This window comes from Actibacterium mucosum KCTC 23349 (assembly GCF_000647975.1).
Lineage (GTDB): Bacteria > Pseudomonadota > Alphaproteobacteria > Rhodobacterales > Rhodobacteraceae > Actibacterium > Actibacterium mucosum.
This window is the reverse complement of sequence record NZ_JFKE01000004.1, coordinates 22,722-38,545: the sequence shown is the minus strand read 5'-3', so window position 1 is coordinate 38,545 and position 15,824 is coordinate 22,722. Positions and strand designations below refer to the sequence as shown.

The 15,824-nt window shown below is 60.7% G+C and carries 17 protein-coding genes; 12 read left to right on the top strand and 5 right to left on the bottom strand.

The window, feature by feature from the left end; genetic code table 11:
- Nucleotides 1-192 precede the first annotated feature (192 nt).
- Both ACMU_RS09440 and ACMU_RS09435 read left to right on the top strand, forming a co-directional pair.
- Nucleotides 193-774 (top strand): TetR/AcrR family transcriptional regulator, encoded by a 582-nt coding sequence (locus tag ACMU_RS09440; protein ID WP_035258981.1) that lies wholly within the window; start codon nt 193-195, stop codon nt 772-774.
- Entirely contained in the window at nt 774-1,391 is a 618-nt protein-coding gene (locus tag ACMU_RS09435; RefSeq protein ID WP_035258979.1) for a CDP-alcohol phosphatidyltransferase family protein, read from the top strand. Before ACMU_RS09440 ends, ACMU_RS09435 begins: the two co-directional genes overlap by 1 nt.
- On the opposite strand, the gene ACMU_RS09430 is transcribed toward ACMU_RS09435, so the two are convergent.
- The gene (locus tag ACMU_RS09430; RefSeq protein ID WP_035258977.1) at nt 1,379-1,687 is read right to left on the bottom strand and encodes a DUF6476 family protein; all 309 of its coding nucleotides are present in this window, start codon (nt 1,685-1,687) and stop codon (nt 1,379-1,381) included. The genes ACMU_RS09435 and ACMU_RS09430 overlap by 13 nt on opposite strands.
- On the opposite strand from ACMU_RS09430, the gene ACMU_RS09425 reads away from it, so the two are divergent.
- The 4 genes from ACMU_RS09425 (at nt 1,686) to ACMU_RS09410 (ending at nt 5,835) form a co-directional block, all read left to right on the top strand.
- The gene (locus ACMU_RS09425; protein WP_035258976.1) at nt 1,686-2,708 is read left to right on the top strand and encodes an RluA family pseudouridine synthase; all 1,023 of its coding nucleotides are present in this window, start codon (nt 1,686-1,688) and stop codon (nt 2,706-2,708) included. The genes ACMU_RS09430 and ACMU_RS09425 overlap by 2 nt on opposite strands.
- Before the next feature lie 148 nt (nt 2,709-2,856).
- A complete protein-coding gene (gene rpoH, locus ACMU_RS09420) occupies nt 2,857-3,738 on the top strand; it encodes an RNA polymerase sigma factor RpoH (protein ID WP_035258975.1) in 882 nt (293 codons plus the stop codon).
- A 108-nt stretch (nt 3,739-3,846) separates the two neighbouring features.
- The gene (locus tag ACMU_RS09415) at nt 3,847-4,815 is read left to right on the top strand and encodes a Gfo/Idh/MocA family protein (protein WP_035258973.1); all 969 of its coding nucleotides are present in this window, start codon (nt 3,847-3,849) and stop codon (nt 4,813-4,815) included.
- A gap of 78 nt (nt 4,816-4,893) precedes the next feature.
- Nucleotides 4,894-5,835, top strand: a complete 942-nt coding sequence (locus tag ACMU_RS09410; RefSeq protein ID WP_035258972.1) for an endonuclease/exonuclease/phosphatase family protein — start codon at nt 4,894-4,896, stop codon at nt 5,833-5,835.
- Here ACMU_RS09410 and ACMU_RS09405 read toward each other — a convergent pair.
- Nucleotides 5,832-7,199 (bottom strand): DUF3179 domain-containing protein, encoded by a 1,368-nt coding sequence (locus ACMU_RS09405; protein ID WP_035258971.1) that lies wholly within the window; start codon nt 7,197-7,199, stop codon nt 5,832-5,834. The two genes, ACMU_RS09410 and ACMU_RS09405, sit on opposite strands and share 4 nt — an antisense overlap.
- Nucleotides 7,200-7,397: 198 nt before the next feature.
- On the opposite strand from ACMU_RS09405, the gene ACMU_RS09400 reads away from it, so the two are divergent.
- On the top strand, nt 7,398-7,697 hold the full coding sequence (locus ACMU_RS09400) for a DUF4389 domain-containing protein (protein WP_035258969.1): 300 nt from the start codon (nt 7,398-7,400) through the stop codon (nt 7,695-7,697).
- A 13-nt stretch (nt 7,698-7,710) separates the two neighbouring features.
- Here the strand turns inward: ACMU_RS09400 and ACMU_RS09395 are convergent, their stop codons facing one another.
- Genes ACMU_RS09395 through ACMU_RS09385 form a run of 3 tightly spaced genes read right to left on the bottom strand, consistent with a single transcriptional unit; the run spans nt 7,711 to nt 10,828 of the window.
- Entirely contained in the window at nt 7,711-9,537 is a 1,827-nt protein-coding gene (locus ACMU_RS09395) for a M3 family oligoendopeptidase (RefSeq protein ID WP_035258967.1), read from the bottom strand.
- A 32-nt stretch (nt 9,538-9,569) separates the two neighbouring features.
- A complete protein-coding gene (locus tag ACMU_RS09390) occupies nt 9,570-10,535 on the bottom strand; it encodes an alpha/beta fold hydrolase (RefSeq protein ID WP_035258965.1) in 966 nt (321 codons plus the stop codon).
- 2 nt (nt 10,536-10,537) lie between these two features.
- Nucleotides 10,538-10,828 (bottom strand): SCP2 sterol-binding domain-containing protein, encoded by a 291-nt coding sequence (locus ACMU_RS09385; RefSeq protein ID WP_035258964.1) that lies wholly within the window; start codon nt 10,826-10,828, stop codon nt 10,538-10,540.
- Between the two features lie 68 nt (nt 10,829-10,896).
- Here ACMU_RS09385 and ACMU_RS09380 point away from each other — a divergent pair, with 68 nt between their 5' ends.
- The 5 genes from ACMU_RS09380 (at nt 10,897) to ACMU_RS09360 (ending at nt 15,782) form a co-directional block, all read left to right on the top strand.
- Complete coding sequence (locus ACMU_RS09380) at nt 10,897-11,454, top strand: tetratricopeptide repeat protein (protein ID WP_035258963.1); 558 nt, start codon at nt 10,897-10,899, stop codon at nt 11,452-11,454.
- A 13-nt stretch (nt 11,455-11,467) separates the two neighbouring features.
- Nucleotides 11,468-14,218 carry a helicase-related protein gene (locus tag ACMU_RS09375; RefSeq protein ID WP_035258962.1) on the top strand — a complete coding sequence of 917 codons (2,751 nt, stop codon included), beginning with the start codon at nt 11,468-11,470 and terminating at the stop codon, nt 14,216-14,218.
- The gene (locus ACMU_RS09370; RefSeq protein ID WP_035258961.1) at nt 14,218-14,592 is read left to right on the top strand and encodes an RNA-binding S4 domain-containing protein; all 375 of its coding nucleotides are present in this window, start codon (nt 14,218-14,220) and stop codon (nt 14,590-14,592) included. The genes ACMU_RS09375 and ACMU_RS09370 overlap by 1 nt, the downstream gene beginning before the upstream one ends.
- A 49-nt stretch (nt 14,593-14,641) precedes the next feature.
- On the top strand, nt 14,642-14,980 hold the full coding sequence (gene fdxA / locus ACMU_RS09365; RefSeq protein ID WP_035258960.1) for a ferredoxin FdxA: 339 nt from the start codon (nt 14,642-14,644) through the stop codon (nt 14,978-14,980).
- A 289-nt stretch (nt 14,981-15,269) separates the two neighbouring features.
- A complete protein-coding gene (locus ACMU_RS09360) occupies nt 15,270-15,782 on the top strand; it encodes a CarD family transcriptional regulator (protein ID WP_035258959.1) in 513 nt (170 codons plus the stop codon).
- Nucleotides 15,783-15,824 lie beyond the last annotated feature (42 nt).

The following is a 15,824-nucleotide window of genomic DNA, read 5'->3' as shown; positions in this document are numbered from 1 at the left end:
TTACCGATCAGTTCTTTTTGATAGTTTGTAAATGTACTGATCGGTAATCTTTTTCAACTATTTTCGCTCAAATCTTTTTGATAGACCTCATCTTGTTATGTGATCGGGATGGTAACTATCTGATCAGCGGTCTGTTTTGCGGCGGTGCTTGCTGTTATGATTATTGACAGACCTGTAAGGAAAGGATGGGGCATGCGCCCAAGCAGACGGGACGAGTTGGTACGCAAGGCGTTCCACGTGTTTTACCGGCACGGGTTTCATGCCACGGGCATGGACACGCTTGTGCGTGAGACCGGCATCTCGAAAACCACGATGTACAATTACTTCAGCACCAAGGACGAACTGATCCTTGCGGTGCTGCGCCTGCGTGATGAAGAGTTCCGCAACCGCTTTACCCGCCGTATGCAACAATTGGCGAATACCCCGGCGGGGCAGATGCTGGCGCTGTTTGACGTGCTGGACGAGTGGTTTCACGAAGAAGGGTTCTGTGGCTGCCTGTTCATCAAGGCGGGAGCCGAGTTTCAGGATCACTCTGACCCGATCCACGTTCAGGCGGCCGAGCATAAACGCGTGTTGCAAGAGCAGTTCACCGCCATGGCCCGCGAGGCCGGCGCGCGCGATCCCCGCGATCTGGCCAGCAAGCTGATGGTGCTGAAGGAAGGCGCGATTGTGCTGGCGGTTTTGGGCAACAAGGACGAGGCGATCCGCAATGCCAAGGGCGCTGCGCAATTGCTGATCGAAACGGCCACTGGCCAACAGGTGGAGGCCGCCTGATGCTGGACGCCGGCATGCGCAAACTGATCGATCCGCCCCTCAACGCGCTGGGGCGGGGCATCGCGCAAAGTGGTGTGACGGCCAATCAGGTAACGTTGGCGGGGCTGGTTCTGGGCCTGATCAGCGCCGGCATGATCGCGTGGGGCCATTTTGCATGGGCGCTGATCCCCCTGTTGGCCAGCCGCCTGCTGGACGGGCTGGACGGCGCGGTGGCGCGGGCCACGCAAAAGACCGATTTCGGCGGTTTTCTGGATATCGTCTGCGATTTCATTTTTTACGGCGCGGTGCCGATGGCCTTTGTCTGGGCCGATCCCGGTGCAAACGGCGCGGCGGGGGCCTTTCTGTTGGCCAGTTTCTATGCCAATGGCGCCAGTTTCCTGGGTTTTGCCATCCTGGCGGAAAAACGCCAGATGGACACGCGCGCCCGGGGCGTCAAATCGCTCTATTTCACCGGGGGTATCCTGGAAGGCACTGAAACCATCGCGTTTTTCGTGGCCTTATGCCTGTGGCCGGGTTGGTTCGCGGCGATGGCGTGGGTCTTTGGCGCCTTGTGCTTCGTGACCGCGGTCAGCCGCATGGTGCTGGCGGCAAAACTGTTCACCGGTCACTCGGACTGAACCGCGACCTCTTGGATCAATGCGCCCGTGCGGGCCGAATAGATCAGGATGCGGTTGTCGCCGGTCACCACGGCCCACCAGCCCTCGCCCTTGGTCAGCGCCTGCACGGTTGCGCCTTCGGGCAGGGTGATCGCATCGGGCAGGGCAAAATCATCCGACGCACGGAAGCGGATGACAATCAGCGTCAGCAGCAATATAAGCCCGCCAATCATCACCGCGGTCAGCACGGTCACCAACCCGCGCAAGAACCGCAGGTTGGGCGGCAATTCGCCCATCTCATCCGGAGACTTGTCCATGTCCGACATCCGCCGCCTTTCCGTGACCATCGGGCCTAACCCGCCCGCACGTCTTGATAAGGCAATGGCGCGCGATGTGCCAGACAGTGCGGGGCTGTCGCGGTCGCGTTTGGCGAAACTGATCGACGCGGGTGGCGTGACGCTGAACGGCGCGCCGGTGGATGGGCCGCGCATGAAGGTGGCCGAGGGTGACGTTCTGGAGCTGCAATTTGCCGAGGCCTCCGAGGTTGAAGCGCGGCCCGAGGACATCGCGCTGGATGTGGTGTTCGAGGATGACGCGCTGATCGTGGTCAATAAACCGGTGGGCATGGTCGTGCATCCCGCGCCGGGTACACCTTCGGGCACGTTGGTGAACGCGCTGCTGCACCATTGCGGCGACAGCCTGTCGGGCATCGGCGGCGAGAAACGCCCCGGCATCGTGCATCGGATCGACAAGGATACCAGCGGGCTGCTGGTGGTGGCCAAGTCGGACAAGGCGCATACCGGGCTGGCGGCGCAGTTCGAAAAGCACACCGTCACGCGGCATTATCATGCTTTGTGTTACGGCGTGCCGGATGCGGGCGATCCGCGGTTGCGGGGCGTGCGCGGGGCCAGTTTCGAGGCCGGTAACATCCTGAAAATGACCACGCAGTTGGCGCGCCACAAGACCGACCGGCAGAAACAGGCGGTGGTCTGGTCAAACGGGCGGCATGCGGTGACACGGGCCCGCGTGGTCGAGGATTTCAACGGCGTCGCGGCGCATCTGGAGTGCTGGCTGGAAACCGGCCGCACGCATCAGATCCGGGTGCACATGGCCTATGCCGGGTTCGGTCTGATCGGCGATCAGACCTATGGCGGGCGACGCAAATTGCCGGCTAAGTCGATCACGCCCGAGGCCGCCGATGCCGTTTCGGCCTTTCCCCGGCAAGCCCTGCACGCGGCCAGTTTGGGGTTTGTTCACCCGGAATCCGGTGCGCAGATGCAATTTTCGGCGGAAATGCCAAAAGACATGTGCGAGCTTGCACAGAAACTCCGCCTTTAGGGCAGTCGTAATCTATTTCTGCAACCCTTACCTTTCATTCTTGAAAGCGGCCCCCATATTGGGGTCAAAGGAATGTGAAGCCGATTTACTTGAACTGATTAGTTTAGTTTTGTAGGCTACACCCAAGTCTAACAGGTTGAGGGACCAAATGAGCTCGTATACCAACCTTCCTGCACCGTCCCCCGAACAGGGGATGAACCGCTATTTGCAGCAAATCCGCAAATTCCCGCTTCTGGAACCGGAAGAGGAATACATGCTGGCCAAACGCTGGACCGATCATCAGGACAGCGAAGCCGCCCACAAAATGGTCACCAGCCACCTGCGTTTGGCCGCCAAGATCGCGATGGGCTATCGCGGTTATGGCCTGCCGCAGGCCGAGGTGATTTCCGAGGCCAATGTGGGCCTGATGCAGGCCGTCAAACGGTTTGACCCGGAAAAAGGGTTCCGCCTGGCGACCTATGCGATGTGGTGGATCCGCGCCTCGATCCAGGAATATATCCTGCGGTCATGGTCTCTGGTGAAACTGGGCACGACATCGGCACAGAAGAAGTTGTTCTTCAACCTGCGCAAGGCCAAAGCCCGTATTGGTGCGCTGGAAGAGGGGGATCTGCGGCCCGAGCACGTGGAAAAGATCGCAAACGATCTGAACGTGTCGAAGGATGAAGTGATCTCGATGAACCGGCGTCTGTCAGGCGGTGATGCTTCGCTGAACGCAACCGTGGGCAGCGATGGCGACACCACCACGCAGTGGCAGGACTGGCTGGAAGACGAGGATGCCAACCAGGCCGAGGCTTATGCCGAAAAGGACGAGTTGGATCACCGTCGCGGTATGCTGGAAGACGCCATGAGCGTTCTGAACGACCGCGAAAAGGACATCCTTATTCAGCGCCGCCTGCAGGATCAGCCGAAAACATTGGAAGATCTGTCCGGGCAGTACGAGGTCAGCCGCGAACGTATCCGCCAGATCGAGGTGCGTGCGTTTGAGAAGCTGCAGAAGAAGATGAAGGAACTGGCCCGCGAAATGGCTTGATCCGCCGCGGCGAATACATTATCAATAATCTTACCGCGCCCGCCCTTTCGGCGGGCGTTTGCTTGCGCTAACGTGACGGTGTTTCACGGCATCAGGGGAGATTTCAATATGCAAAAACCGGTTCGCTGGGGCATTCTGGGTGCCTCGAATTTTGCAAAGGGCGCAACGGGCCCGGCCATTCATGCCGCAAAGGGCGCAAAACTGGTCGCATTGGCCACAAGCTCGGCCGAGAAAGCGGCGGGGTATCAGGCGTTTTGCCCGGATCTGAAAATTCACTCCAGCTATGACAGCCTGCTGTCGGACCCCGACATTGACGCGGTTTACATCCCGCTGCCCAACCATCTGCATGTTGAATGGGCGTTGAAGGCGATGGATGCCGGCAAGCACGTGCTGTGCGAAAAGCCGGTGGCGCTGAAGGCCGAAGAGATCGACCCCCTGATTGCCAAGCGCGACGAGACCGGCCTGCTGGCGACCGAAGCGTATATGATCGTGCATCACCCGCAATGGCAGCGTACCAAGCAATTGGTGGAAGACGGCGCGATCGGTGATCTGGTGCATGTTGACGGCGTGTTCAGCTTTAACAACGCCGAAGACAAAACCAACATCCGCAACCGGCCGGAAACCGGCGGCGGCGCGTTGCCGGATATTGGGGTCTATACCTTTGGTTCGGCCCGTTGGGTCACCGGGCAAGAGCCCGACACCCTGACCGCCGACATCACGTTTGAAAACGACGTGGACGTGATTACCCGCGTGACCGCGCGGTTCCCCAGCTTTAGCTATAATTGCGTGATCTCGATGCGCATGCATCCGCGTCAGGACATGTTCTTTCACGGGACCGAGGGGGTTATTCACCTGAGCGCGCCGTTCAACCCGAACTCGTTTGGTCCGGCGATCCTTCGCTTGCATCAACCCAATCAGTCGATCCGCGAAGAGCGGTTCCCAAGCGCCAACCACTACGTCACGCAGTTCGAAGCCTTTGGTGACTCAGTGCGCAATGGCACGCCATTTGCGTGGACATTTGAGGATGCAAAAGGCACGCAGGCAATGATTGACCGCGCATACGCAGCTGCGCGCTGAAATTAGGGCCAAAAAGGTTGGGCAGGGTCGGGGAATCGCCCTAAGAGGGCGGGAACGCAATCCGACCCGAGCCCGCCAATGCATGATGCCCGCCAACGCCTGACAGGTGTCCTGATTTGTCTCAGCCTGCTGGCGTTGTGCATCGGAGGCATATCGCCTTGGGTTCTTACAAATGGCGTCTTGGGTGTGATGAGCAGCCTGAACGCCAACCTTGCCCCGCTGCATCTGCTGGCTGCATTTCTCTGTGGGCTTTTTCTGGCTGCTTTGGGTGCGTGGCGTTGGGCACGGTTCGTTGTGTTGGCCGCCCTTTTGTTGTCGTCCGCACTGGTCGCGCGGCACTTGGTCAATTCGGCCCCGTTGGCCGCGGACCGCGAGGCCGACCTGAAGGTGCTGTTCTTCAATATTCTGCAAGACAACCAGTATGATGCGCTGGACTTGGCAGCCCAGATCGTTGCGGCTGACGCGGATATCGTTGTGCTGGCCGAAAGTGAGGGCCTGCGCGAAGGGCAAGCGGTCTTGCAAGCCGCCTATCCGCATGTTGCCGTATGCGAAGGGCAATGTGGGTTACGTGTCTACTTTCGCGAGGCCCCCGCGCATGTGAAGCTGCACAAGGCGGCGGCGTTTTACGACAGGAAATTCATCGCTGCAAAGCTTGGCTTTGCCGACGTCACGGTGATTGCTGCGCATATGCTGAAACCGTGGATCGAAGAGCAGGCCGTCAACCAGAAGAGGCACCTTGTTCGTCTGGTCAACAGGACCCAAGGTCCGGTTGTGGTGGTGGGTGACTTCAACGCCGCGCCGTGGGCGGCGTCGCTTGCTGCACTGACATGGGAAACGCAACTGCGCTTGCCCCGGCGGCCTATTGGCAGCTGGCCGGCCAAATGGGGCGATTACGGGGTGCCCATCGACTATGTCCTGACGGGCCGGGAAGCGCAGTTGCTGTCGCTGTCGCCTTTCGGCGAGGGGTTGGGCTCGAACCACCGGGGGTTCGTGGCCGAAATTGTGCTGCCCGAGGGTTAACCCTCGTACAACTCGCTTTCGGCACCCAGATAGCCGTTCCACGCAAACCAATACGCAATATGTCCGGCCACGCGGGGCAGGGTGGCACCGTTGGGGCCAAGCAGCGCGTCTTCGGTCACTTTCCAATTAGCGCCGTTGGTATCGGTGACGTTCTCGGCAGTGCCCGCAAACTCTAGCGCGCCGCGCTCATAAGCGCGCACGGTGCGGGTTTTCTGGTCGCCGATCAGCACCAGCGGCGTGTCCAGCATACCGTCATTGATCACCATGCGCCGTTTGAACGCATCCAGCGGCCAGGCCTTGGCGCCGCCAAACTGCCGCACACCGAAGACATAGTCTTTTTGCCGGTGCTGGCGTTGATCCACCTGCGTTGGGAACATCAGATCGTCCGAGGCGAAATAGTCGGCATAGACCACACCCGAGCCATAGTTTCGATCATGCCCGGTGTTCAGCGACAGTACACGGGTATCGGGATTGTCGGCGCGCCATTGGTCCCATGTGGTGATCACGACGGGGCGTTGCTGCAGCTCGATCCCGCTGTCGACCAGCTTGCCCGAGACCGGTTTGCCGGTGAACTGGTTCCACAGCGAATGGGTGGCGCGGTCGAACATCAGCTTGTTGGAGCGGTAAAGGAACCCAGATGAGCCAAAGATCAGCGGCTCGGCCCGGCCCGGCACCTGCGTTTCAAACAGGATGCCCGAGCCGCACAGCGTGCAATAGGCCAGCGCGACGGGCACGCCGCCGATCACCTCGTTAAACATCTCGTGCCAGCCCATGATGCGCAGCGGATAGGCGCGGGTATCGCCATTGATTGACACGCCAAAGACCAGGTCATCGCCGCGCATATAATCGGCGGCCTCGGCGGTGATCAGGGTGGGATTGTCGAGCGAGGGGATGCCATCTTTGCGCACGCCGCCCCAGGTGATCTCTTCCAGGCGGATCTTCATGCGGTCGGGGTTCAAGTGGCGCGGTTTCAGGAAGACGTCGAAATTGGGATCGATGCGCAGGAACATGTCGCGTTTGAAATCGATGAAACTGGGGTGGGGGGTGATCTGCGGGTTGGCTTCTTGCCAGAGCATCCATTCAAACCAGCCCGGTTCGGGTTCGGCCCCGGTGATGGACCGCAACGTGGCGTCGATGGCGTCACGCGGGCCGCGCGAAAAGCGCAGGGCCTGGATCAGGCTGGCGGCCATGTCAGGATTGCCGCGTTTCTCGATCGCCAGCAGCGCATCGAAGAAATCCGGTGCGGGGCCTTCGATCAGGGCGCGGTGGGTCTCGGCAAAGTCAAACGCCTGCGCCCGGGCAGGCAGGGCGGTTGCGGCGGCGGTGCTGCCGGCAAGGGCGGCGAAGTGGCGGCGGGTCAGCATGGCGGGTCCTCTGATTGGTTGGGGTCAGCCTGCCAGACGGTGCGATCACAGGCATCCAACAGTTTGGTGAACCCGCGCCCCGGATTGGCCCGTCGCCCACCCACCCGCCCCGCCGGTCCAATCCGGGGCTTTGCACCCGTCTTGGAGGTGGATTTTGCATGTGGCCGGGGCTAGGTTGGCGACAAAGGAGAGCTTGCGATGAATGACGACGATCGGATTGAGGGGCGCCTGCATGGCGAACAGCCCGACGTGCCCAAGGAAGCGATGCTGAACCGGCTGCTTTATATGGTGATCCTGTGGATCATGCTGCAGCTTGCGCAGACGATCCTGGGCGTGGTGACCATTGTGCAATTCATCATCATGGCCGTGTCGGATCGCAAGCCGAACGAGCGGCTGGCCGATTTTGGCACCGACCTTGGCGTCTGGATCGCCAAGGCAGCGCGGTATCAGACCGCGGCCAGCGAGGTGAAACCCTGGCCGTGGACCGAGCTGGACTGAGTTGGGCTGAGGGTCAGCCCTCCATCGCCTCCAGCTCGTCGATAAAGCCTGAGATCATCGACAGGCCCTTGGCCCAGAAATTCGGGTCGGTGGCGTCGAGCCCGAAGGGGGCCAGCAGGTCGGTGTGGTGCTTGGAGCCGCCCGCCCGCAGCATGTCGAAATACTTGGCCTGGAACGCGGCATCGCCTTCCTCGTAGACCGCGTAGAGTGCGTTTACCAGCCCGTCGCCAAACGCATAGGCGTAGACGTAGAAGGGCGAGTGCACGAAATGCGGGATATAGGCCCAGAAGGTCTCGTATCCCGGCATGAACTCGAAGACGGGGCCCAGCGATTCTGCCTGCACGGACATCCACAGCGCGTTGATGTCCTCGGGGGTCAGCTCGCCCTCGGCGCGGGCGGCGTGCAGTTTGCATTCGAAATCGTAAAACGCGATCTGGCGGACCACGGTGTTGATCATATCTTCGACCTTGCCGGCCAGCAGCACCTTGCGTTCGGTGTCGGTTTTGGCGGCATCCAGCAGTTTGCGGAAGGTCAGCATTTCGCCAAACACACTGGCGGTTTCAGCCAGCGTCAGGGGCGTTGACGACAGCAATTCGCCCTGACCGGCGGCCAGCACCTGATGCACGCCATGGCCCAGCTCGTGCGCCAGGGTCATCACATCGCGCGGTTTGCCGAGGTAGTTCAGCATCACATAGGGGTGGACGGTGGTCACGGTGGGATGCGCGAAGGCGCCGGGGGCCTTGCCCGGTTTTACTGCCGCGTCGATCCAGCCCTTGTCAAAGAAGGGTTCGGCGATTTTGGCCATCTCGGGGTCGAACCCCGCATAGGCGTCCATGACCGTTTCGCGCGCCTCGGCCCAGTTGACCAGGCGCGTTTCCTCGATCGGCAGGGGGGCGTTGCGGTCCCAGACCTGCAGGGTGTCGAGACCCATCCACTTGGCCTTGAGCGCGTAATAGCGGTGCGACAGCTGCGGGTAGGCGGCGACCACGGCGTTGCGCAGCGCCTCGACCACCTCGGCCTCGACATGGTTGGACAAGTGGCGGCCGGTCTGCGGCGTGGGCATGTTGCGCCACTGATCCTCGACCCATTTTTCCTTGGCCAGTGTGTTATGAACGCGGGCGAAAAGCTTGATATTGTTGTTGAAAACCCGGGCCAACTCGCGGCTGGCGGCCTCGCGTTTGGCGCGGTCTGGATCGGTCAGCAGGTTCAGCGTGCCCTCGATATTCAGGGTCTCGCCATCAACGGTGAACTCCAGCCCCGCGATGGTTTCATCGAACAGCTTGTTCCATGCGGCCGCCCCCACAACCGATTGATCGTGCAGGAATTTTTCCAGTTCATCCGACAACTGGTGCGGCCGCATGGCGCGCAGGCGGTCAAAGACCGGTTTATAGCGGGCCAGATCGGTGTTTGTGGCAAACAGACCTGCTAGAGCATCGTCGTCTATCCGGTTGATTTCAAGCGAATAAAACACCAGCGGTGTGGTGAATCGGGTGATCGCATCCTGACAGTCCGAGAAGAACTTGGCCCGGTCGCCATCGGTGGTGTTCTGGTAATAGCGCAGGCCAGCGAAAGACATGATGCGGCCGCCGATCACGTCGATCTCTTCATAGCGCTGCACGCAGTCCAGCATCTGCGCGGCATCAAGGCCGGCCAGCTTACCTTCGTAATCGGCGGCGAAGCTGGCGCAGGCTTCCTCGAGCCATTCCATATCGCGGGTCAGTTCCGGCGCGTCCTCGCCGGCATAAAGATCATCGAGGTTCCATTCCGGCAGATCGCCCAGCCCGTCGGCCCCCCCGGTCTGTGCAGCGTCGAAAACGGGGAAAGGCAGGGGCAGCGTCATGGGAAATCCTTGCAGTTAAGCGTTTCCTTCACTTAGTCGGCAGTTGGCGCGGCATTCAAGGGGGCCGTGCCGTTTTGAAGGAAATGGGCGGCAATATCGTCGTAAAACCTGGTGCGGATGGTGGGGATTTCCATCATCAGTTCGTGCTCGGCGCCGTCAATGAGTTCCAGTCGCGCGCTGGGCCAGCTTGCCATGCGGGTTTTGATCGCCTTTGGTTCCACGATCGCTTCGTCCGTCCCAAGATAGGTCAGGCACGGGGTGGCGGGCGCGGGCAGGACCATCAGGTCATGGCACTCCACCAAGGCCCGGCGCAGCCAATGCACTGTTGGGCTGCCCAGCGTCAGATCTGGATGGGACTTGGCCTGCCGGGCCATGTAATCCCACATCTGGCGATCTTTGGTCAGCGTGTTGCCGTCGAATCCGTTGGCCACAACGTAGGTCACGCCGCTGCCGCCGGGCACAAAGCGACTGCCCATACCAAGGGTTTGCAAAACTGCGGCAATTGCCGGGGCAATCGGGGCCAGCAGGCGTGGCAGAAGGATACCCCACATCGGGGCAGAGAACGCCGCGCTGGCGATTCCCGGTTGCGTGTGCAGGGCGCGCAGGCCCAGACACCCACCCAGCGAGTGGCACAGAAGATGCAAGGGCCCGCGCAACCCAAAAGCCGTCATGGCCGAGAGCGCGGCGGTGATATCAAGCTGATAGTCCGCAAACGCCCCGACATGGCCCTTCATCGGGTCATCGGCCAAACGGTCCGCCAGCCCTTGGCCGCGATAGTCCAGCACGGCCACAGAAAAGCCGCGGGCGATCAACTCACCCGCGGCCTGACCGTATTTCTCGATGTATTCTGTGCGGCCGGGGATCAGCAGAACCTGCCCTTTTTCCCCACCCGTCCACATGGCAATGCGCAGGCGGACGCCGTCGGTGGCGGTAATCCAGAACGCTGCGCCGCCCGGGGGCGCCTCGGCGACATCCGCGTAAAACGGCGCAGGTTGCATGGTTAGGACAGAGCCCCGCCCAGTTTCATGGCCAAACCCATGTCGCCATCGACGGTCAGCTTGCCGGTCATGAAGGCGGCGGTTGCGTTCACTTCGCCCGAAAGGATGCCAGCAAAGGTTTCAGCATCGGCCGTCAGGGTCACGTCTGCGTCTTCGTCTGCAGCGCGCGCGCCATTGGCATCCAGCACGATTGCGCCTTCGCCTTCGATCACAAATTTTGCAGTACCGTCTTCAAACCCACCTTCTACTTTTTCGTTCAGGGCGGCCACGGCGGTGGCGACTGTATCGCTCATGCTCTCTCTCCGTTTTGATTGCGGCGGGGCTTGGTTTTCCGCCGCAAAGTATTACACTCATAGGTGTTATGCGCGCTCTTTCACCGTTTCTCAATTGTGTCGTGGCGGCAGGCCTTGTTTTCGGCCTGAGCCAGCCGGTTTTGGCCCAAACCGAAGCTGCAGATGACCTGCTGGCGTTGCTGGCAGAGCCGAATCTGCCGAACTGGGAAAAAGTTGAGCAGCAGATTTACAGCGAATGGGCCAAATCGGGCTCGCCAGCCGCGGATTTGTTGCTGAGACGTGGGCGCGAGGCGCTGGAAGCGGAAGAGTTTGTATTGGCAATCGAACATTTGACGGCGGTGATCGATCACACACCGGATTTTGCCGAGGCGTATAACATGCGGGCCACTGCGTTCTTTCATGTCGGGCAGTACGGGCCGTCGATGTCGGATATACAACAGACGCTGCGTCTGAACCCCAGTCATTTCGGCGCGATGACGGGCTTGGGTGCCATAATGGAGGCAACCGGCGACGATGCGCGCGCCTTGCTGGCCTTTCAGGCTGCTTCGGCTATACATCCCCACGATCCCGACCTAAAAACCGCGATAGAGCGGCTTGAAGCAAAGGTTTCGGGCACCACCCTGTGAAATAGGACGCGATATGCTGCAGCAGGCGAGGACCACGGCGGTTCTCGGGCCGACCAATACCGGCAAGACCCACTATGCAATTGAACGCATGCTGAGCCATCGCAGCGGGGTGATTGGCCTGCCTTTGCGGCTGCTTGCGCGCGAGGTCTATGACCGCGTTGTCGCGCTGCGCGGCCCGCAGGTTGTCGCGTTGGTCACCGGCGAAGAGCGTATCGTTCCCAGCCGGACCCAGTATTGGGTGTGCACGGTCGAGGCGATGCCCACCGATATCGGCGCCGAGTTCTTGGCCATCGACGAGATTCAGCTGTGCGCCGACCCTGACCGGGGCCACGTGTTCACCGACCGTCTGCTGCATGCGCGCGGGTCGATGGAGACGTTGTTTCTGGGCTCGGACGTGATCCGGAATGCCATCGCCGATCTGGTGCCCAAGGTACAATTCATGCGGCGCGACCGGATGTCCGAGCTGACCTATGCGGGGTCGAAAAAGATTAGCCGCATGCCGCCACGGTCGGCCATCGTCGCCTTTTCGGTCGATAATGTTTACGCCATCGCCGAGCTGATCCGCCGTCAGAAAGGTGGTTGCGCGGTGGTGATGGGCGCGCTGAGCCCGCGCACCCGTAACGCGCAGGTGGACCTGTACCAGAACGGCGAGGTTGACTACCTGGTGGCCACCGATGCCATCGGAATGGGGCTGAATCTGGATATCAACCACGTGGCTTTTGCCGGCACTGCCAAGTTCGATGGCCGCCGGATGCGCGAATTGATGCCGAATGAACTGGGCCAGATCGCCGGGCGCGCAGGGCGCCATATGCGCAATGGCACCTTTGGTGTGACCGGCGAAGCGCGGCCTTTGGACCCCGGGCTTGCCGAGGCCATTGTGAACCACCGCTTTGCGCCCCTGAAAAAGTTGCAATGGCGCAACACTGAGCTGGATTTTGGTTCGGTCGAACGGCTGACTTCGGCACTGGAAATGCCCATTGACGACCCGTGGCTGGCCCGCGCGCGTGAGGCCGATGACCAGATTGCGCTGCATAATCTTGCAACAATGCCCGAAATGGCAGACCGGATCGTGGGGCCGTCCGATGTGCGGATGTTGTGGGATGTGTGCCGAATCCCTGATTTCCGGGGCATTTCGCCCATGGAACATGCCAGTTTGCTGGCCCGGATCTTCGAATTCCTGCAAAATGGCGGCCATGTGCCCAACGACTGGCTGGCGCGCCAGATCAAGCGGCTGGATCGTGCCGATGGTGATATTGACACTTTGTCGCGCAGATTGGCGTTTATTCGCACATGGACCTATGTCGCACAGCGCAAAGGCTGGGTTGATGACGAAACCCATTGGCGCGACGCGACTCGCGCGGTAGAAGATCGCCTGTCAGATGCCTTGCACGGCGCGCTGACACAAAGATTTGTTGACCGGCGGACGTCAGTCTTGCTTCGCCGGTTGAAACAGAAGGAGGGCCTTGTGGCCGACGTGAACGAAAAAGGTGAAGTGACGGTAGAGGGCCAGTTTGTGGGCCGTCTCGAGGGGTTCCGCTTTAGCCAGGATGCAAGCACCAACCCGGACGAGGCCAAGACCGTGCGTCAGGCGTCGATTGCGGCGTTGAAGCCCGAATTTCACCTGCGCGCCGACAGGTTTTATAACGCGCCCGATACCGAGCTGGATTTTACCGAGCAGGGCGGGTTGATGTGGGGCGAGCACGCGGTGGGCAAGCTGGTGGCCGGTCCCGAACCGCTGCGCCCGCAGGTGCAGGCCTTTGTCGAGGACGAGATCGGCGATGAAGTCGCCGAAAAGGTGACCCGCCGTCTGCAGCATTTCATTGACCGCAAGGTCGCCACCTTGTTCGAACCGATGCTGAACATGCAGCGCGACGAAGCGCTGGCCGGTCTGCCGCGTGGGTTCGCGTTCCGCCTGATCGAGGCGTTGGGCATTCTGCCCCGCGACCAGGTGGCGCAAGAGGTCAAGGATCTGGATCAGGACGCGCGCGGCGCGCTGCGCAAACACGGCGTACGCTTTGGCCAGTTCACGATCTTTATGCCATTGCTGCTGAAACCTGCCCCGACGCGTTTGCGCCTTGTGCTGTCGTCGCTGGCCGCTGGGCTGGACGAGTTCCCCGAAAGCCCGCCCCCCGGGCTGGTGACGATCCCGGTGGTCGAGGGTGCCGAGGACAGCGCGTATACACTGTCTGGCTATCGCAAGGCCGGCGCGCGTGCGATCCGCATCGACATGTTGGAACGCTTGGCGGACCTTTTGCGCGCGCAGGACAGCCGCGGCGGGTTCGAGGCGAACCCCGACATGTTGTCGATTACCGGTATGACGCTGGAACAATTTGCCGATTTGATGGGCGGTCTGGGCTACAAGGCCGAACGCGGCGAGCGCCCCAAGGTTAAGGCCGCGCCCGAACCTTCAGCGCCCAGTGGCGATGCAGACGGCGCTGCCCCTGCACCGATCACCGAGGAAGAAAGTGCGCCCGCCATGGAGGCCGAGGCAGCCGAGCCCGAGGTAGAGGTGTTCTTTACCTTCACCTGGGCACCGGTGCGCCGCAACAAACCGCGCGGTGATCGCCCGCAAGGTGGCCGTGGCGGCGACCGTCCACAGGGCAAAGGCCGCCCGCAGGGCAAAGGCAAAGGCGGCAAGCGTCCGCCACGCGACGGCGGCAACAAGGCCAAGAATTTCGAGGCCCGCCCACCGCGCAAAGAGAAAAAGATCGACCCTGACAATCCTTTTGCTGCGGCCCTCATGGGGCTGAAGACCAAGGATTAATGGCCGAGGGCCCGACCATCCGCTTGGACAAATGGCTGTGGTATGCGCGGTTTTATAAAACCCGCAGCCTTGCCACCAAACAGGTGTCGGGCGGCCATGTTCGCGTGAACGGCACCAAGGTCGACAAGCCCGCCACGAAGGTGGGGCCGGGTGACACGCTGACCTTTGCGCAAGGGCGCGAGATTCGGGTTGTGCGCGTCATTGCCTTGGGCGAACGGCGCGGCCCGGCGCCCGAGGCGCAAGCGCTATATGACGATCTGACTCCCAAGCGCGAGGAAAACATTCCATCCGCACCGCGTTTCGAGGGAAAAGGGCGTCCAACCAAGAAAGATCGCAGAGCGCTGGATTTTAACGCACCCGGGCGGCTTGAATGATCTGGCCGCGTGGATTAGCTAGGCGGAAACAAGACAAGAGGACGCCCGCATGACCTATGTCGTCATGGATAACTGCATCGCCTGCAAGTACACCGATTGTGTCGAAGTTTGCCCCGTGGACTGTTTCTACGAGGGCGAAAACATGCTGGTGATCCATCCCGACGAATGTATCGATTGCGGCGTCTGCGAGCCGGAATGCCCGGCCGATGCCATCCGCCCCGATACCGAGGCCGACACCGAGAAGTGGGTTGAATTCAATCGCAAATACTCGGAAATCTGGCCCGTCATCGTGACGAAAAAAGACCCGCTGCCGACTGCGGAAGAGCTGGACGGTACGCCGAACAAACTGGATACCCATTTCTCGGAGAAGCCGGGCGAAGGGGACTAAGCGATTCGCACGCTGCACGGCCTTTCGCAGGTGCAAAAGGCGCGCTTTCAGCGTTTTTAGCTTGTAAAGTCAAGGCTTTACGGGCTGGTTTTGGCTGTTGCGCTTTAAACTGCGCAATTTTCGTGCTATATTGTTGTTACAAAATGATTACGCCAAGCCTGACATACCCGTGCGGAACGCTCCCGCAGCCTCTACGCGGCTAATGTCATCGTGACACCCACCTGTTTCCCGTTTGCGCGGGCAGGTGGTTTTTTGTCGCCTCGTTATGGCAAGTAAGGAAAATGACCGAATGACCAAGACCAATAAATCCGAGTTCCGCCCCAATGATCATGTTGTGTATCCCGCGCATGGTGTTGGCCAGATCGTGTCGATCGAGGAGCAGGAGATTGCCGGGATTTCGCTGGAGCTTTTTGTGATCTCGTTTGAAAAGGACAAGATGACCCTGCGCGTGCCCACCCATAAGGCAACCGAGGTTGGTATGCGGTCACTTTCGTCGCCGGATGTGGTGTCCAAAGCGATGGCCACGTTGAAAGGCAAAGCCAAGGTCAAGCGAGCCATGTGGTCGCGCCGTGCGCAGGAATACGAGCAGAAGATCAATTCGGGTGACCTGATCTCGATTGCAGAAGTGGTGCGCGACCTGCACCGCAGCGACGACCAGCGCGAGCAATCTTATTCCGAACGTCAGCTGTACGAGGCCGCGTTGGAGCGTCTGACCCGTGAAGTGGCTGCCGTTGGTGGCATGGACGAGGTCAAGGCCCAGCAGGAAGTGGACAGCGTTCTGGTATCGCGCGCCGCGGCCTAAACGCCCCCGCCACGTCAAAGAACAGGCCGCGCCGTCCGATCC